Raw genomic sequence first — 18,003 nt, 5'->3', positions numbered from 1 at the left:
CGCTCAGAATGTTCCGATCACCAGGATTTTCAGGTCGGCATCCGGCTTGAAGTCGCTTGCTGTATATTCAAGCATGTTTCCAGTAGCAGACGATGCCTTTAGCCGCCCGGGACAGAAGCTCACCAAGCGGTCGCTGCCGCCTGGGTCGATAGTCAGTTTGAACGAGCGGATCGGCCCGGCCCAATTCGCGCCGGTCTTGAGCACATACGATATGCGCCGCTCCTGCAGCTTCGCGCTGTTGGTTTGGTTACTGCCCGCGCGCTTGTCGAGTTCGGCGAGGAACGTATCCTGGACGCAGTACTCTTTCCGGTAACGGGCGACTTCCTGAGCGAGTGCGCCGCTGCGGCGGAGGCTCGAGCGCAGGATGGTGTCGGGACTGGAGCCGACGCTCGGCCGGTACTGGTGTTCGACCAAGACGGTGCGCATGGGCGGAAACACCTGCTGGCGCACGGCCGAGGTCTTGATAACCCAACCCGGCGCATATTGCTGCCGGCCGTTGTCGCTCTTTCCCGCAGGTATCAGAAGTCCGTCGTCCACGAGCCGGGCCCGGGTCGCCTCGGGCAGGTCGTTCACCCGGATCTCGCGGCTACCAATCGGCAGCAGCGGCAACTTGAGTTCGCGGAGCAGGGCACCGACATCCCTGTTGCCGACCATGGCGCGCTGATCGACGGTCAGCGGCGCCGGGCTGCCATCGACCTTGGTCTCGAAGTCGACGAAGTTGATCGGATCATTTGACGGCAGTGCGATGTTCTCAGCCTCCGACAGGTCGATGTCGGGCAGCGGAAAGGCAACGGTAAGCGTGACCGGCCTGGCGGTGACGTTGGCGAATTGGTAGCGAACGCTAATCCTGTCGAGCGCGATACGAAGGTTCTCGCTCTCCATGGCCACGTCATTGGTGCGCACGAACTGGAGCCCGCCGATCGACAATTCCGCAGCCGAGTCGTTGGCGCGTGCCGGCCAGCCCGTCGCAACCAGCAGCGCGACCATCAAGGCCCGTATCCGGAACGATGGTCGGGGGGAGGGTCCGTTCGACAAGCTAGTCTCGATGCGGCGTCGCAGCATATGCTGGTTCCATCCGATGCGGGTCAATCGATCGGCTGATAAAGATCGCCCCACTCGGACTTCCAGACCCCGTCTGGATCGCACACTACGAGCGCGAGCTTTACGTCGTTTGCCAGCCGGATCGCGCCGCGAAAAGCATCCTGAGCCGGCAACTGCGCGCTGACCTGGTCGGTGGTCAGCCGTCCCCCGCTCGCGGCGGCCGGCAGCACGATCGATCCGGAGATGCCGTCATTGTCGCGTTTCAGGACAAGCGTGATCGCGTCGGGCTGGACTTCGCTCACCTGCTCAAATCTATTCCGGGCCATGTTTTGCACCGCAAGCTGAAGACATTCGGACTATCACCGTCCAGTGATAGATTGAACGTGATTGAGATTGCTCACCACTAATTGACGCGCCGCATCAACGGCATCTCGGATTAGTCGATCCGACGCGGCGATCGGTTCGGGGTACATTGAGGCGAACATGCTTCGTCCAAATCATTGGATCTGGGTCTTCATTGTTGGCGCTGGCATTTTTGGAACCAAGGCGTACGCCGACGATACCGTTGTACGCAGCTTTGCCGGCGGTTCGGCTGCTTCCATGGTCGGCATCGTCCCGGCCAGCGAGGACGTGGAACTCGCGGGACCGCAAGCACTCAGCGCCGATGGGCAGGGCAACCTGTTTGTGCTCGATCAGATCAACGGTCGCATCCTCCAATTTGATCCGAAACAGCCGAGCTCGGATCCTGACGTCCTCAATATGCCGAAAGACGTCCAGCCGACGGATCTCGTCGTCCACAACGACGACATCATGGTTTGGGACGGCGGCGTACGGACGCTGAAGGCGGCGCCGGGGCAATCCACGCGCGGCCTCGGTGGTGATGTGATCCAGCTTGAAGAGGTCTCGAGCCGCGGCACGGACGACCAGGTCGCCGTCTCCGCTTTTGCCCAGATGGGATCACAGGCGCCAGGCAGCGCGACCGACCTGCTCGACCAGAACACCCGCGCGGCCATCATCAAGACGACGCGGCAGCCCGACCGGCAATATGTTGCTACTCGAAGCAAGGGCTCGGTGATCGCCGACATCATTCCGGACAAGGGCAATGCCAGCGTACGGGTCGAAATCCAGACCATGGTCACCAACGAGACGATCGGCCAGCTCGGCCTGCGGGTGCGCAACCAGCTCGGCACGGTAGAGTTTCTCGAGATTGACAACAGTGACCGCTTCTATGTGTTGGCGGAGGACGTCCCGCCATCGGGAAAGAATGCCTCTACGTTCGTCGCACGCTATGCCGCGAACGGCCGTCTCGAAGGAATCTATGAGCTTCCTTTGGAAAACACGCCGCTGACCCGGCGATTCGTAACGGTTTCGGGCGATGGCGATGTCTATTTCCTGCGGACCAAACCGGACGGTATTGAAGTGGTCGGCGTGGGCTTCAGGCCTCTGACCAACGCTTCGATTATCGACGTGCGGCCGTCGCGAACGGCAGCCGCGCCGGCACCGCAATCCGGCGTCAAATTTGACGCGTCGGCCGCCGTGAGACCGTCCAATCGCCAGCAGGCGATCGAGACAGCGTTTGCGTTCGAGGGCATCCAGTGGAAGCTGACGCAGGCGAATTACGGCAACGATCCCGACAGCCAATGCAGCGGCTTCAGCCGTGTTCGTCGGCCGTGGTATCTGCAGGGAAAGGTGAATCAGGAGGTCCGCGGCGTACCCTATTGCTGGGGCTGCCACGGTTCGCTCGCGAACTTCCGGCAGCGGATCGAGAGCGGAACGCTGGCGGGCAATGTGTGCACTCGCAATGCGCCACGGCCGGATGTGGCTGGCGTCGACTGTTCGGCCTTCGTCAGCGCCGCGTGGGGGCTGTCCGTCCACTACACGACTGCCGCTATCCCCGCGATCGCAGCCGCCGTGGCAAATCCCTGGGACCTGAGGCCGGGCGATGCGCTGAACAAGCCGGGCTCGCACGTGATGTTGTTCCTGCGGTTCACGCCTGATCGCAAGGCCGAGGTGATGGAATCCTCGACCGGCGGCTGCAACGGCCGCGTCTGCCGCAACGTCTACCCGTTGGCGAGCCTGCTTTCGCGCGGCTACGTTCCGGTCCGCTTTCGAGCCTTCGCGGACGATCAGACGGCAGTTTCAGCGAGCGCCTATCAGGAGACCGAACAATCGCCGGCGGGCCGCAAAACGGCAAGCAAAAGGCGCTGAACCCGGTGTGTCGCCAGAGCTACAAAATGGGTAGGCATGATGTCGAGGTGGATCACGATGCGGATGCCCAGAGGATTTTATTGCGGGATCAGGCAGCTATGCGCCACCATCGGGCTCGCTGCGTTGATCGGGCTGATAACCCCTCACGCATATGCGGCAGGAGGACTGTCGATCAGCAATCCGGACGGGGCGGCGGTGCGCGCGCTCGTGATCGGGATCGATGACTATCAGCACGTGCGGAAATTGAAGGGCGCGGTCGCTGACGCCACTGACATCGTGACCAGCTTGAAAAACATGGGGGTTGGCGACGTCGTCGTACTGACGAACGCCCAGGCCGACAGGGCAAGCGTCCTGCGCGAGATCAGTGCACTGGTGGAGCGGACCAAGAACAACGACCTCATCTTTCTGTCGATCGCCGGTCATGGCACCCAGGAGCCGGAGCGCGTCAAGGGCTCGGAGCCGGACGGAATGGAAAACGTGTTCCTGCTGCCAGGCTTTGAAACCACGCCAACCGGGTCGGTTGAACGTGTTCTGGGCAGTGAGTTCAACCATTTCATCCGGCAGTTCGAGCTGCGCGGGGCGAGGGTGATCTTCGTGGCTGATACCTGCCACGGTGGCGGTATGGTGCGCGATATCGATCCGCGTGCCGCTGAGATGAGCTTCCGGCAGGTCCCGCGTTACACGTTGCTGGTCGACGAACTGAAGCCGGTGTCGGACAGCAACGATCCGAAGTCAGAACTCGATCTTGACCACACGGCGTTCCTGGCTGCGGTGGACCGCTACACCAAGGCGCCGGAAGTCCGCATCCCTGGCATCGATGGCTTGCGCGGGGCTCTCAGCTATGCGGTCGCGCGGGCGGTGGAGGGGAGCGCAGACATCAATCACGATGGGAAGGTGACGCTCAAGGAGCTCTTCAGCAATGTTCGACAGGTGGTCTATCAGCTCTCGGACCAGCGCCAGAACATCGTGACCATATCATCGCCGCCTCAGACGCCGGATACCGACGTCGCCTTCGAATTGACGCGCGGTGTCGTGCTGATTCAGGGGCCGGCCGCGAGAGCTGCCTCTGGTCCGGCCGGATCCGGGGGGGCCGTCGAGGGACAGGCGCCCGCGCCACCGGCTGTCACGGCCAAGGCACCAACCACTCCGACCCTTGCCGCGGCGGCGACCAAGGAACTTCCGACCGGCGACGCGCCGGGGCCTCTCCGCCTCGCTGCACCAATCCGGCTGGCGGCGCTCGACGGCAAGACAAGCTATTTTGCAAGCGTGAAGCCAAAGGATGTTCCCGTGCAGGCGGTTCAACCGACGGACAATCCCGACCTGATCTGGGATCCCGTGTCGCACGACGTGATCGCGTGGGGCGACGTGGTCGCCTACGGGATCGACGTTGCGAACTTGCCGACGGTAGTCGATCGGACAGCGGCAATTCGTGAACTGAAACGCATTGCGACCCGGTCGCCGCAGATCATGCGCATCTGGCCAGACGATCGCCAACAGCGTGCTGGCCAGACTGTCGAAGTTGACCTGTCTGATGTGGCGTCAAGGGCGGTGCTGCTGTTCAATGTGTCTGGCGATGGCACCATCCAATTGTTGTATCCGGTGGGTTCTGATGCGGCGCTGGCCCGATCGGCGAGTTTGCGCTTACCGCTCAGGGTCGGCGAGCCGTTCGGTGCGGAACAGATCGTTGCGGTGACCTCGCAGCAACGCATGGTAGATCTTGAGACAGCCCTAATGCAGTTCAACCGGCGTCGCGCCTCTGGGCAAGTGATCAAGAGTCTCGAGCGTTACTTGCCCGCAGACGCGCGAATCGCCTCGATCGGCTTCTTCAGTGCCCCCTGACTCTTAGGGGAGCAGGCCATGCCGTCATCTCGGCCGATCCGCCAGGCGCGACCATGGCTCGCATTCCTGCTGCTACTGGCGGGTAGCGGAGCTGCGCCCGCAGCACCATTGCCGACGGCGTCGTTGCATGTCGGCACGACGTACGCACGTTGGCTTTGGCCGGTACAAGCGGTGCGCGGGCAGACCAATACCGCGAGTGTGTCCCTTCAGATCCTGCCGAGCCAGACCGTCAACGTCGGCGGCAAGGTCTCGTTCGGCGTTACAGCCAGGAAGACTGGATATCTCATTTTGGTCGACGTCGACGCGGAAGGGCGGATGTCCCAGATCTTTCCGACCCCCGAGCTATTGGCGCAGTCGAACGAACGCGACATCAATCTCGTCAAGCCGGGTGTCGAATTTGTTGTTCCTGCCCCGGCGGCGCGACAGCGTGGTTTTGAATACGTCGTCGCACCGCCAACAGGGTCCGCAGTGATGATCGCCATCCTGAGCGAGCGACGCGTGCAGTTGCTCGATTTGCCGGACATGCCCCGCAAGCTGGAAGGTCAGGCCGACGCGTTGAGCTATCTATCGGCCTGGACCAGCGAGCTGCGCGTGCCGGACAACAGCAGCGGAAAGCTCGTGACGAACAATTGGTCGTTCGACGTCAAATCCTATTCCATCAAGTGAGCCCTGTGAAGCTTGGGTTATAGCTTGCTCAGTCGGCTGAAGAAGCCACCCCGGGCGATCATGTAATGAATGTCCTTTGGAAAGGGAAAAGCGCTGCGAACGTTGGAAATTGCGTGCTGGAGGAATTCCCCGCGCTGCGGCGCTGGCTTATGCCGCGGCTGGTCCGCGACCTGCGGTATCATGAAGCGATCCACGAAAGCCGGGTCAAGATCGTTGACCCTGACCATCTGGCCAAATGCCGGGAATAGATCGTAATGACCCAAGCTTACGCTGAGGTTCTTGAGGGCAGGGCGCTGAGGCTGAGTTTGATTGCCATCGGTCGTCGCCAGCCCACGCCCGATCAGGTCCAGCTTCACCGATTGCGGCAGAGTTGATGGACCATACACGATCTCGAGCGCCCGGCCGCTCTGTCCGGACAACCATTGGTACCAGAAGGTCGCATCATCGGGCCGCGCATTGGAACCGTAGAGGCAGTCAAATCCCCAACAGGCCGTCAGCTTGCCCTGATACTTTCCAAGGCTCCCGACGAGGTTGCGCATGCCGTTACCACCGCCGGAGTGGCATGCGATGATGAGCTTGCCGATCTGGAGCTGAGGAATGGACGTCGAGGAGAGACCCAGGAACCTGGCAAGAGCTCCAAGGATCTCCTCGAGATAGCGTTCGCCCCAGTTCGCGGTTGCCAGGTCAGACACGCTGTAGTTTCCGGCAAAGGTGTCGCCAACGGCATATTCGTAGCCCAGGAACGGCGCGATAAGCACTACGTCCTTGCCGGAATCCCGGACCTGTTCGCGCAGCCGCGCTGGATCGCTGTGGAAGAGGAATTCATGGTTTTTGACATAGAAGCCGTGAAGCCAGATCACGACATCGAACTTGGTGGCAGCTGTTGGGTGCTTTGGCGGAAGATAAACCGCCGTCGGCTTCATGCCGGGGGCCTGCCGCTTCGTGAAGAGCGTCACCCCGGGAAAGGCGTTGGCGTCCTTTTGCTCAAGCTCACACGCAACCACGCAGGTCGCTCCGCTTCGGCCAATCCAGGCACGGACCTGGATGACCCAGTGTTAAGCTCTGCCGCCCGTCACACCTTCTCGACACCAAGATCCGCGCGGCCTCCTGGCCTTCCATGACGCCGTGGCAGCCTTGCGCGTTGCTAGTTGCAGGACTCGACATTACCCACGTTGCCCCCGGGGCCGCCGCCGCCACGGTATTCGAGGTGGCAGCCACTACGGACCTGACGGCACAGAGATTGATCGCAAACGACCTGACCACCGCCGCCGCCGGACCTCGCAGTTGCTTGTCGCCGCGGAACGTCGGCTGCCGGCGCCGGCCTCTCGCGGGCCGAACGATCCGCACGTGACGGACGCTCGTCCGTGTTGCGCTTTGCGACCGGTTTCTTCCCGCGTCGCTTCTCGCATTCATTGTCGTCGTTGAGGAACGAACCCTCGGCACAGGTGATCCTGCTGCACTGGTCACCGTCGGCCTTGTAGCCATGATCACAGATCAGGGGACAGACCCGGGACGGCTTGAGCTTGATTGCGTCAAGCGCGTCGAGACTTGCGAGCTTGGCGTCGAATTTGGTTCCCGCGTGCTGGTTGAAGAGAGCCAACGAGCGCTGTGAGGCCGCATTCCATTGGCCATTGACGGCGCCGGTGAAGCAGCCGACGCGGCTCAATTCGCCTTGTACAGACTTGGCGATATCTACGGACTTGGAGAGATCGGCCTTTGCGATATCGGTCTGGCGCGGCTCGTCGCTCAGCGCGGCAAGCTTGGGCGTCTTGCTGTCCTCAGCGGGCGTAGCGGCCGCTGGGTTATCCGCGACGGTACTCTCAACAGCCGGCTTATTCCCGGAGAGTGCAGCGACGATTGTAGATTCGGACGCAATACGTTTCCGTTCCGCCTCGGCGGCTTGCTCCTGCGCCGCTTGCTTCGTCTTCTCGGCCGCAATCCGGGCCTCTTCCGCAGCCTTCAGCTCCGCGGCCGCCTTCTCCTGGTCGGCACGCTGGGCGCCCTGGGACATCAGGCGAGCTCGCTGCTGCTCGGCCTCCTGCGCTTTCGCCGTGGCCGCGACACGTGCGTCCTCGGCGTCGAGCTGATTGAGCTGCAGCTTGGCCAGATTTGAGTAGTATCCGTCCGGATGTTGGGTCAGGAACGCGTTCAGAGCAGGCTTGTTGCGGAGCTGCAGGGCCAATTCGTAATCACGTCGAATTTCCGACTGGGGGTTGGCCGCCTGTACCGGCTCCTCGGCCTTGGTCGCCGGAACAAGCGCAACGTCTTCGCCGCCGAGCGAGCCGTAGACATAGGGCTCCTGTCGGTTGCCCGTGGCTTGCAAGACATCGTCGCGGACGAAGCCGAAAGCCCTTCGCAAGTCGAGCCCCGGCTTTGCGATGTACTTCACGAGAGCCGTCGCGTACGGACTATTCTGGCTGTTGCCATCGAGTGCGGTCAGTCCCGCTTTCGCGGCAAACGCGATCAGCGTGTTGGAGACGGTGGGCTCGACCCTGGCCAGTCCGCGGCTGATCGATCGCGAGGCAACTGTACGTTTCATCGAGTCGGCAAACGGATTGTTGCGGCACGCGTCGACGATCACCACGCGTAGTTGCCTCGCAGGCTCAATCGCCAGCAGGACGCGGTCGAGCGAGAATGCTTCGTCATAGATGTCCGTGTCACGTTCGAGTCTGGCGTCGGTCGGGATCAGATAGTTTGTCCCGTCGATCTCGATACCGTGGCCAGCGTAGTAGACCAGGGCTATGTCGGCATTGCGGGCCTGATCGGCGAATTCTCTCAAGGCCCGCCGCATATCGGTCGCGGCGAGGTTAAGTCTTGAGTCAACCACATCGAAACCTGCCCCCTTCAAGGTTGCGGTGATGGCCGCAGCGTCGTTGGCCGGGTTTGGGAGCAGAGGGGCGTTTTGATAGTTGGCATTGCCGACCACCAAAGCCACGCGCTTTGTCGCCCAGGCTGGCTGACAGGCCAGGAACAGCGAAGCGGCGAGAAGAAGCAAAACTCGAAGGTGCCTGTACACTCTCATGGCGAACACCCAACCTATGCCCGTAGAATGGTGACGTCGCGAAGATGGCCGCATGAGAAATAACTCTTGAGTTCGTACGCTACTGGCGGCTGCCTATCTGCATACAGTACCAATCTCGAGCCCGATCCATTCCTATGTGTTGTTGCGAAATGCGGACGCGTTCAAAAGGCAAGGAAGATATTGCGCCGGGCGTTGTGCGCCGCTTCATGTGGATGATAGGTGCCCGCCAGTGCTTTGCTGAGGGCGCGATCGCAATATAAGGTGTTGATATAAAACAGTTATTTTTTTGGGGCTGCTCGTGGTAGCGCGGCACAAGGCCTCTGGCGTGCTTCAAACTTGAGTTCCGCCGAGCCGCACATCGAGGAGACGTGAAGCGCGGTGTCAGGCGTGCGGATCAATTGCCTTGGTCGAGAGCTCCGGGCCGGCCTGATAAGCTCGCCGCCCGAGTCTCGCGGGGATCAGACCTGCAGGGATCAGAAAGGGCGTTGCCGCGGCATAGACGTCATATTCAGGGAAGGCCAGTCTTAGAATCCGCTCTTCGTTGATCATTCGTCGGCACTGAATCATCGCAACCACGATGGCGATGAGCACGGCAAGTGGTGAAAGGACCTGAAGTGTGACACCGACCAACGCAATCCCCTCACATAGGTAGAGGGGATGCCGGACGACTCGATAAGGCCCTTCCGTCACAAGGCGCCTCGCCTCCGGTAGAATGCTGAAGGATTTGCCCAACCAGCGGAGTACCACGATAGAAAGCGAGATCCCCACCAGGATCAACGTCGTGGACAGAGCCGACCAGATCGGGCCGAGCTCTGCCTTCGGAAGAAAAGCGAGTGTGACGGTCGGAAATGCGCCCAGCAAGGCCGAGACCCGCATCTCAACGCCCTTCGACTTCATTGTCGGGACCAGGCGGGTGATGGTTGTCAGTGCAACGAGTCCAAGGAACAGGACGTTGGCAATACTGGCTGCGATCATCAGCAAGTTGTCCACGCTGCCCAACGGAAGGCGATGGATGCTGGCGGCGCCAATGAGAGCAGACCCGCCATAGACGATCACGATGGCCACCCTGGAGGTCCAGTCCAGCCAGGGATTGACGCCGCCCGCGATCCGGTTCCTCGCTGTCCCCTCCTGGCCGACCTTCGCGTCAGTCACAGCAGTGATCTCGCTCGCTCAAAATCTGCCTCACTAGACGCCAGGCCTCCGGAGAGGTCAATTGGCTGGCCACATCTCCGAGCGCGGCCACACCAGTCGGTCCCATGCGGTTCCACATTCCGCGGACCCTCCGGATCGTCGAGTTGTCATTGAACCGAACCTGTCGTGGCGACACGAATGATAAAGCGCATAATTAAACAGTAGTACTGCCATGGGTTTGCACGGATTCGTGAATTTGCGCCGAATCTTGTTCCTTCTTCCTGTGCTGCTGCTCTTCTTCTGTCAGCCGGCATGGGCGGGGAATCGCGTCGCACTTGTCATTGGCAATTCTGCCTACAAAAACGCGGCGCCACTTTCGAATCCCGTCAATGACGCTGCGATTGTCGAGGCGACACTAAAGAACGCAGGTTTTGACGTTGTGCAAACCCGCCGGGATCTTCAGGCGATCGAGATGCGGCGCACGCTGCGCGATTTTGCCGATCAGGCTCGCGACGCAGATGTGGCCGTCATCTACTACGCCGGTCATGGTATGGAGATCGAAGGTACGAACTACCTGATCCCGGTCGACGCCACCCTCGAGCGCGATACGGATGTGTACGATGAGGCGTTTTCGCTCGATCGTGTCATGCTGGCCATTGAACCGGCAAGGCAGCTGCGACTTGTGATCCTCGACGCTTGCCGCAACAATCCTTTCTCCGAAAAGATGAAACGGACGGTCGGCTCGCGGTCCATCAGCCGGGGCCTTGCCCGAATTGAGCCGGCGACGGCGAATACTCTGGTTGCCTTCGCCGCCAAGGCTGGCTCGACAGCGTCGGACGGCAACAGCAAGAACAGTCCCTACGCTGCCGCATTGGTCAAATATATCGGGACTCCGGGTCTGGATTTGCGCAGAGTGTTCGGCTTCGTTCGCGACGACGTCATGAAAGCGACGGGCAATCGGCAGGAGCCCTATGTTTACGGCACGCTTGGCGGCGACGACGTGCCGCTGGTGCCCGCCAAGGAAACAGCCAAGGAGCCAACCAGGGAACCAGCCAAGGAGGCCGCGAAGGAAGCCGTCCCATCGCCAACGCTGCGATCCGAAATACGGCGCGACTACGAGCTCGCGCTGCAGGTTGGCAACAAGGATGCACTGAACTTCTTCATCGTCCAGTATCCGGATGGTTACTACGCAAGTCTCGCAAAGCTTCAGCTCGCCAAAATCGATGCGGAGGAGAAGCGCGTTGCTGCGGCCGAAAAGGCGCGTCAGGCCGAGCAGGAGCAGGCGCGGCTCGTGAACGAGGGCGCACAACAGATGCAACTTGCCAAGGCTGCGTCGGATCTGAAGGCAGCGCAGGAAGCTCGGGCCGCCGCCGAGGCCGCCAAGGAAACCGCGCAGCATCAGGCTGCTCAAGCCGAACAAAGGCGTGTCGCGGCTGAAACGGCACCTGCCGCGAAGAACGCTGCACCATCAGCAACAGGGCAGCCGCAAGAGGCGAAGGCAAACACGGACACAAAAGTGGCAGCGCTCCCCAATCCACAGGCGCCCGTGCCGCCACCTTCGCCAGCCGAGCTGGCAAAATCGGTGCAAACCGAATTGCGCCGGGTCGGCTGCCTCACGGGATCGGCCAGTGGGGAGTGGGATGCGGCGTCGCGGCGCTCGCTTGAGCTGTTCAATCAAAGCGCCGGCACCAAGTTCGATACCAAGACCGCGAGCGCCGATGCGCTCGATGCGATCAAGCTCAAGCCGGCGCGGGTTTGTCCTTTGATTTGCGGATCCGGCCTCAAGCGCGACGGCGATCGTTGTGTCAAGATTGCCTGCGCTGCGGGTTACTTTCTGAATAGCGACGATGAATGCGAGAAGCGCAAGGTCCGTCAGGCCCCGTCCGCAAGACTTGAACGAAGGGAGAGGGAGGCTGCTCCTGCAAGACCCGCAAGACCCGAGGCCAGCGCAAGCAACAAGCCGGAAGGCGGCGGAATGCCATTCATGTTCTTCCTGCCCTGAAGATTTCAGCCGATATCGTGTAGCGCCGTGTTCAAGCATGCCGTTCGAGTCTGCATCGGCCATTCTGAACGTAAGCCCGGCCCCAGTCTTTCCTTGCGGAGACTTCCTGGTCTTCGCGACACATTTTCCAGCTGGATTGGCCGACCCACGCACCAGGGGCACATGCTCGTCTGACCCGATTCACGTTCAGTCGACGAGGCGGGCGAAACGTGGCTCGTTAGTCGCCGTTGTGGCTAACAAGGGTCAAACAACCGCTCACGATCGGAATTTCGGACTTCGGAGAAGCTGATGCCCATTCCGTTGAGGATTTACATCACGCCATTTGCCGACAGGGGGGTCGTTGAGCCCGGGCAATGGAGCAGCGACACGGCCAAGAAGGCGCTCGACGTGGTCAATACGATCTGGTCAAAGGCCAAGATCGCGTTCGTGATCAGCGATTGCTTGATGGAGAAGCCGCTCGACATGGCAAAGAGCGCGCGCAGCAATGATCAGCGATTGCTGGGTGTTCTTGCCTCTCGGCACGATCCGGACAATGCCATCCACATCTACCTCGTCAATTCGATTGAAAATCTATCCGCCGGCGGAAGTTCATACCCCAATAGCGAACCCGAGCCGGCAAGCTTCGTCCAGTGGTATGGCAATGACCACGCCAATGGACGCGCCTGGGCTCACGAGCTTGGCCATCTGATGAGCCTCGATCATGTCGAGATCGACTATTCCAATGAGAAGCAGGCGGCGCAACGCGTCAAGAACCTCATGACGAAAGGATTGAGCGCCGGCTCCGACTTGACTGGCCAGCAGATCGATGCAGCCAAGGGCTCAAAGCTGATCAAGCGATTTGGCGGATAAGCCGTCGGCCGACCGCCGAAGTCGCCGTCGTCCTGCAGATCGCGTGTCCGAAGCGGGGGAACGTCCTCCTCGCGTGGCGATCTCCGCCGAATTCAGAAAAACGACTACATTGTGGCAATCGGCGCGGTCATTTCGGCACGGGTCTGGAGCCCGATCTAATCCGCCCATCCAGGCATGGGCCGGACAACGGCGCGCGCTTAATGGGCGCTTAATGCTTTTGCGCAACAGATAGATCACCAGCGCGGAATTAGTCCTAGTTACGAGTGCGAGCCGAGCTCCCGGAGGAGGGGAATCGGATGGGACTGCTTTTTGTCGGAGTGCTGGCGGGAGTCCTGATCGGCTTTGGCTGGTTTGCGCCTTCCCGAGGGTATTTCCTCGGGTGCGCGTCACGACCCTGTTTCGCTGTCGCCCAACCCGCGCAGCCAATGCCGACGGCGTTGGCGCAAGAGCCTGCGGCTGTCAAATCGAATTCTGCAACGCCGGCAAGGTCCGGCAAAAAGCCATCTCCGAAGAAACGCGGATCGACCGACCTTGCCAAAGCGGCGTCCCCGCGGACGAGCATCAGCGTCCCGGCATCCGAACGGCCCGCGGAAATGCCGGACCCTGCTCTGGACAAGGCGAAGGTTGCGATCGCGACGCAGATGAGGGGGCCGGAAACGGTCGAACTCAGCGACGTGAAGCGCGCAATGCGAAAGAACATGTTTGGACGCCCCGTCGATACGATTTGCGGCCGCGTGAAAGGAAGAAGCGCGTCAGGCGGCGAGACTGGCGAGAGGCCGTTCCTGTATCTCGTGAAGGAGGATGAAGCATATGTCGTCGACGGCAAGTCAGGGTCGGCGGCGTCAACGGCGTATCGAAATATCTGCAATTAGGGATGCGTCGACTGCGCCACCGCGCGGTACACGCCCAGATGATTTGAGCGGAAAGAATTTCCCCCCAGGTGTCGAGTGATCCCGCAGTGGATACGGCACTAACGCGGCACTGCGCCGCTCTCGTGATGATGCATTCAGGATGAATGCAGCAGCAGGGGAGACGCAATACGGAATGGGAATATCGCGGAAGTTCTTTTCATCTCGAGGACATCATGCACGACATAACCAACGCTTCAAAACGGCTCAATGAATCGCTTCACTTGCCGGTTCTGGTGATCATCGAGCCGCTCCTGTTGCCTCGTACATGCATTCTGCACGTACTCAGGCGGGAGTTGGACGAACTTGAGATCCTCGACATGGCATCGGTCCAAGGCCTGGACTGCACGTCAGCCCGCGATGTTCGTCTGGTGATGCTGAGTATCGCGGACAAGCCCATCGGCGATCCCTCGGTTGAGGACGATCTCGCCTTCGTTGCGGAGTGTTGTCCCAACGCCGCCACTGTGGTCCTGTCAAACCACGAGGACGAGCCGACCGTGCAGGCCGCGATGCAGCGGGGCGTGCGCGGCTTTCTTTCCTCCTCGCTACCGATCGAGATCGCCATAGCCGGCCTGCGCCTAGTTCTTGTCGGCGGCGCCTACAGGCCGTTGCCCGTGGCCGGGATGAACAGGATACCGGATTTCGAGCCGCCGGATGCGCGCGGACTCACGCCCGCATATCTGATGAACGAGGGAGCCAGAGTGGCTATCGACAGGAGCGTGACCGATCTCACGCCTCGTGAGCAACAGGTTCTGGCGGAACTGGAGCTCGGCCTGCCCAACAAGCTGATCGCCGCCAAATTGGGCCTGTCGGAAAGCACGGTCAAAATGCACATTCAGCATATCATGAGGAAATGTGCCGCGCACAATCGCACGGAGGCCGTGCTCCGCTGGCGCGGCCGGTTGCCCGCGCCGAGTCGCGATCACGTCCCCGGCGTGGCTCTCATGCCGGAGACCTAATGCATGATCCGGACCCGGAAGGCGCGATGACGATTCACCCCAATCTCATCGCGCTTCAGTCCTCTCTGAATGCACCACGGAAGCTGTCGAGCAGGGGCCTGAGCGCGTAGAGAGCCACGGTGCCGCGCCCCGTCGTGATGAACACCTGAACCGGCATGCCGGGGACGATCTGGATGTCGTTCGCGACGATCTGTCCGTCGTCGATCCGGATCCTGGTCGCGTAGTATGGCTGGTCGGTACGCTTGTCGAGCAGCCGGTCTGCGGATACGTGCACGACGGTTCCCTTCAGGCGAGGCACGCGACGCTGATTGTACGGTACGAGTTGAACCTCGGCATTGAGGCCGGGATGAACCACATCGATGTCCTCGGGCCTCAGGCGCGCGGTCACGATGAGACGGTCTTGCCGGGGCACCAGGTCCATGAGCGGAGCGCCCGCTCCGATGACGCCGCCGGCCGTATGAACCCGCAGATCGGTTATCACGCCGTCCTCGGGCGCCTTGATCTCCGTTCGCGATAGCTGATCCCTGGCCGCAAGCAACCGCTCGCGGAGCTGGAATATCTGGTTCTGTGCTTCACGAAGCGACTGTGCGATCTCGTTCTGCCTCTCGCTCTCGAGCTTGAACAAGGTGGCCTGCTGTTCGCTGATGACCTGCCCGGCGCGGGCAATCTGCGCGGCGATCTCGCCGCGGCGGCCCTCAACGTCGGCCAGCTCCCGCTGCAGGTTCAGCAGCCGCGGCCGCCGTTCGAGTCCCTTGTTGACGAGGGTCGCGACCATATCCAGTTCCTCCCGAACGATGTCGACCCGTTGCCCGGTGGCGGTTTCCTGAGCCTTGAGACCTTCGATCTCCTTCTCGACTTGACGCCTTCGTTCGCGAATGACCGCAAGCTGCGACTCGTGAACCTGGAGGCGTGCCTGAAAAATGAATTGCTGCGCCGACACCGCGGCGGCCGCCACCTCGCTCTGCCTGCTGTCCTGTTCCAGCGCGTCCGGGATTGCGATCCTCTCGAATCTCTGCTGCTCGGCTTGAAGCCGTGCGGCACGAGCAGCGGCATCCCAGAATTGGCCTTGGAGGCTTTGCATCTCCGAGCCGGCCCGGGTGTCGTCCAGCTCGATCAGCGTTTGGCCGCTGCGCACGATATCGCCATCCGAAACCAGGATCTTCCTGATGATACCGCCTTCCAGATGCTGGATCGTCTTGCGGCTCGATTCCGATTCCACGACGCCGGACGCGATCGCGGCGCTCTCGAGAGGCGCGAGGCTCGCCCATGTCCCAAGCCCCAGCATGAAGCAGAGCACCAGCAGATTGCCCGCGACGGTGATACCGCGAAGCCTTCCACGCGGAGAGGTCGGCGTGGGCGTCGAACACCATGGAAATTCCAGAGGCTCGAAATCGTCGATTGCGGTCACCACGACGCCAGATCGCCGGGCGGGCAGCGGGCTCGCCGGCGCTCGCATGAGCTGGTCCCAGACCATGGGAAGTCTCGAGACGGCGGGAAGCTTCCAGATGGTGAGAGAGTTCCAGATCATGGCGCTATCTGCGAAGTAACCTGGGGTCGGCTCAGGTGCCGTTCAAAGATGTCCTCGCTGTCGCCGAACGCGGCGACCGCACCGCCCTCCATGATGGCAATCTTGTCCGTGGCGGCGAGGAGACCCATCCTGTGGGTGACGACGACAAGGATGACGCCTGCGAGCTTCATGCGCTCGATGGCATCCAGGAGCATTCGCTCGCCCCCGTAGTCGAGGCTGGCGTTGGGTTCGTCGAGAACGACGAGGCGTGGACTGCCGAAAAAGGCGCGGGCAAGACCGAGGCGCTGCCGATACCCGCGCGAGAAGGTTGCTTCGCTCTGAACCACCGTGTCGTACCCCAGCGGCAGGCCCATGATCGCCCCATGGATACCGACGAGCTTGGCCGCTTCGATGACTTTCCGCCGGTCGGCATCTTCAAGGCGTGCGATGATGTCGTTGATCGTGTCGCCGAGCAGGTTGATGTCCTGGGGGAGATATCCGAGGCGGTCGCCGCTTCGGCCCTCGCGAAGCAGCGAGACGTCGGTATTGTCGAGGAGGATACGGCCATGCGTTGGCATCGACAGCCCGGCGATCACCTGGCCGAGCAAGGACTTGCCTGACCCGGACGGACCGATAATGCCAAGGCATTCTCCGGGCATGAGGGTGAACGAGACGCCGTTCAGGAGAAGATGGTTGGTCCCCGCAAGCCTCACGCCGACATTGTCGACGACGAGGCCGCTTGGCGCCTGAAGCGGAGAAACCTCCGCGCTCTGCTGCCGGGCGGCAGGGAATGCGGCGAGAAGTGCGCCGAGCCGCTGACAGGCGCTCACGGCCGTCACGAGTGATTTCCAGCCTGCGACCGCACTTTCGACCGGCGCGAGCGCCCGGCTGAACATCAGCGTGGCAGCAAAGATGATAGCCGGACTCTTCCCGTGATCGAGGACAAGCCATGCGGCAGCCCCCATGATCAAGACCTGCGACAGCGCGCGAACCGGCTTGGTGGCCAGCGAGACGATCTCGCCTCGCCGGAGTGCCACATCGTGCTCTCTGCGGGCGTGCTGCGCATCACGGTGGATCATGCGCGCAACGCTATCGAACATTCCCATGGCGCGGATCATGTGGATGTTGCTCGCTGCAGTCTGGAGGCGGCCGCAGCTTCTGGACAGCGCGGCGCCGGATCTGAGCAGAACGTCTTCGGTGACCAGCTCTCCGGCAACCGTGAGCGCGAACAGGAAGGCGACGCAACAGGCGCCCACCACGCCGAGCAGCGGATGGATCAGAAAGAGGACAAGGAGGAACAGGGGCGCCCAGAGCGCGTCGAACAGCATCGGACATGCGCCAGACTCGACGAACTGGCGCAGCACGGTGAGATCCCGATACGCGCCCGACGCTTGCGTCCAATCGCTGCGAAGCGCCGATTCGAGGCCGGCCGAAAGTACGCAAGGACGAAGGCGATCGTCGAGCCAGGCGCCAAGGCGTCCCAGGACGGCGCGCCGCAATGCATCGAACACGCCGCCGACGACCACAGTGATCGCGACAATGAGCGTGAGCAGGAGCAAGGTGTCGCCACTCCGGCTCGACAACACCCGGTCGTAGATCTGAAGAAGATAGATCGAGGGCGCAAACAGGAGCAGGTTGTAGCTGCAGCTATACGCGAATACGAGACCGAGCGGTCCCGCGCAGGACCGGAGTGCCGCGTGCAGTGGCGTCCCGATCTGCGGCAGGATAGGCAACCGAATGGGCGGCATCAGCATGATCGTCACCGCCTGAAATCGAGGTCCGGCGCACTTGACCGATGGCCAACGCAATCCGGCAACGGCATCGGTAGATCATTGGCGTGAAATCCGGGACCGGCGGCCGCGGCCGCCGGT

The 18,003-nt window shown here is 61.6% G+C and carries 14 protein-coding genes; 7 read left to right on the top strand and 7 right to left on the bottom strand.

All coding sequences use genetic code 11. The annotated features are described in order from the left end of the window. Positions 1–3: 3 nt before the first annotated feature. Positions 4–987, bottom strand: a complete 984-nt coding sequence (locus AB7535_RS25195; protein WP_063981824.1) for a DUF4424 domain-containing protein — start codon at positions 985–987, stop codon at positions 4–6. A gap of 98 nt (positions 988–1,085) precedes the next feature. Then, positions 1,086–1,367: a hypothetical protein gene (locus tag AB7535_RS25190; protein WP_028156828.1), complete on the bottom strand. Its 282-nt coding sequence runs from the start codon at positions 1,365–1,367 to the stop codon at positions 1,086–1,088. 157 nt (positions 1,368–1,524) lie between these two features. Between AB7535_RS25190 and AB7535_RS25185 the strand changes: the two genes are divergently transcribed. The 3 genes from AB7535_RS25185 (at position 1,525) to AB7535_RS25175 (ending at position 5,754) form a co-directional block, all read left to right on the top strand. Beyond that, positions 1,525–3,249, top strand: a complete 1,725-nt coding sequence (locus AB7535_RS25185) for a hypothetical protein (RefSeq protein ID WP_439037060.1) — start codon at positions 1,525–1,527, stop codon at positions 3,247–3,249. A 57-nt stretch (positions 3,250–3,306) separates the two neighbouring features. Beyond that, complete coding sequence (locus tag AB7535_RS25180; protein WP_063981826.1) at positions 3,307–5,088, top strand: caspase family protein; 1,782 nt, start codon at positions 3,307–3,309, stop codon at positions 5,086–5,088. Positions 5,089–5,196: 108 nt separating this feature from the next. Next, positions 5,197–5,754 carry a DUF4384 domain-containing protein gene (locus tag AB7535_RS25175; RefSeq protein ID WP_224580845.1) on the top strand — a complete coding sequence of 186 codons (558 nt, stop codon included), beginning with the start codon at positions 5,197–5,199 and terminating at the stop codon, positions 5,752–5,754. Positions 5,755–5,771: 17 nt separating this feature from the next. Here AB7535_RS25175 and AB7535_RS25170 read toward each other — a convergent pair whose 3' ends face one another. The 3 genes from AB7535_RS25170 to AB7535_RS25160 form a co-directional block, all read right to left on the bottom strand. Next, positions 5,772–6,758: a hypothetical protein gene (locus AB7535_RS25170; protein WP_439037059.1), complete on the bottom strand. Its 987-nt coding sequence runs from the start codon at positions 6,756–6,758 to the stop codon at positions 5,772–5,774. Between the two features lie 140 nt (positions 6,759–6,898). After that, positions 6,899–8,776, bottom strand: a complete 1,878-nt coding sequence (locus AB7535_RS25165) for a caspase family protein (RefSeq protein ID WP_231142830.1) — start codon at positions 8,774–8,776, stop codon at positions 6,899–6,901. Positions 8,777–9,157: 381 nt separating this feature from the next. Beyond that, complete coding sequence (locus AB7535_RS25160; RefSeq protein WP_166100776.1) at positions 9,158–9,928, bottom strand: methyltransferase family protein; 771 nt, start codon at positions 9,926–9,928, stop codon at positions 9,158–9,160. A 211-nt stretch (positions 9,929–10,139) separates the two neighbouring features. Between AB7535_RS25160 and AB7535_RS25155 the strand changes: the two genes are divergently transcribed. The 4 genes from AB7535_RS25155 (at position 10,140) to AB7535_RS25140 (ending at position 14,625) form a co-directional block, all read left to right on the top strand. Continuing rightward, the gene (locus tag AB7535_RS25155; protein WP_439037058.1) at positions 10,140–11,909 is read left to right on the top strand and encodes a caspase family protein; all 1,770 of its coding nucleotides are present in this window, start codon (positions 10,140–10,142) and stop codon (positions 11,907–11,909) included. Between the two features lie 288 nt (positions 11,910–12,197). Further along, entirely contained in the window at positions 12,198–12,758 is a 561-nt protein-coding gene (locus AB7535_RS25150; protein ID WP_071911392.1) for a hypothetical protein, read from the top strand. A gap of 296 nt (positions 12,759–13,054) precedes the next feature. Further along, the gene (locus AB7535_RS25145) at positions 13,055–13,630 is read left to right on the top strand and encodes a hypothetical protein (protein WP_247344846.1); all 576 of its coding nucleotides are present in this window, start codon (positions 13,055–13,057) and stop codon (positions 13,628–13,630) included. 212 nt (positions 13,631–13,842) lie between these two features. Continuing rightward, the gene (locus AB7535_RS25140) at positions 13,843–14,625 is read left to right on the top strand and encodes a response regulator transcription factor (protein WP_071917291.1); all 783 of its coding nucleotides are present in this window, start codon (positions 13,843–13,845) and stop codon (positions 14,623–14,625) included. Positions 14,626–14,680: 55 nt separating this feature from the next. Here the strand turns inward: AB7535_RS25140 and AB7535_RS25135 are convergent, their stop codons facing one another. Together AB7535_RS25135 and AB7535_RS25130 are read right to left on the bottom strand one after the other, a co-directional pair. Beyond that, positions 14,681–16,153 (bottom strand): HlyD family type I secretion periplasmic adaptor subunit, encoded by a 1,473-nt coding sequence (locus tag AB7535_RS25135; protein ID WP_085402428.1) that lies wholly within the window; start codon positions 16,151–16,153, stop codon positions 14,681–14,683. Further along, positions 16,150–17,886: a type I secretion system permease/ATPase gene (locus tag AB7535_RS25130; RefSeq protein ID WP_085402487.1), complete on the bottom strand. Its 1,737-nt coding sequence runs from the start codon at positions 17,884–17,886 to the stop codon at positions 16,150–16,152. Before AB7535_RS25130 ends, AB7535_RS25135 begins: the two co-directional genes overlap by 4 nt. Between the last annotated feature and the right edge of the window lie 117 nt (positions 17,887–18,003).

The sequence above is a fragment of the Bradyrhizobium sp. 956_D2_N1_4 genome (genome assembly GCF_052076025.1).
GTDB lineage: Bacteria > Pseudomonadota > Alphaproteobacteria > Rhizobiales > Xanthobacteraceae > Bradyrhizobium > Bradyrhizobium barranii.
This window is presented reverse-complemented; position numbering and strand designations above follow the sequence as displayed.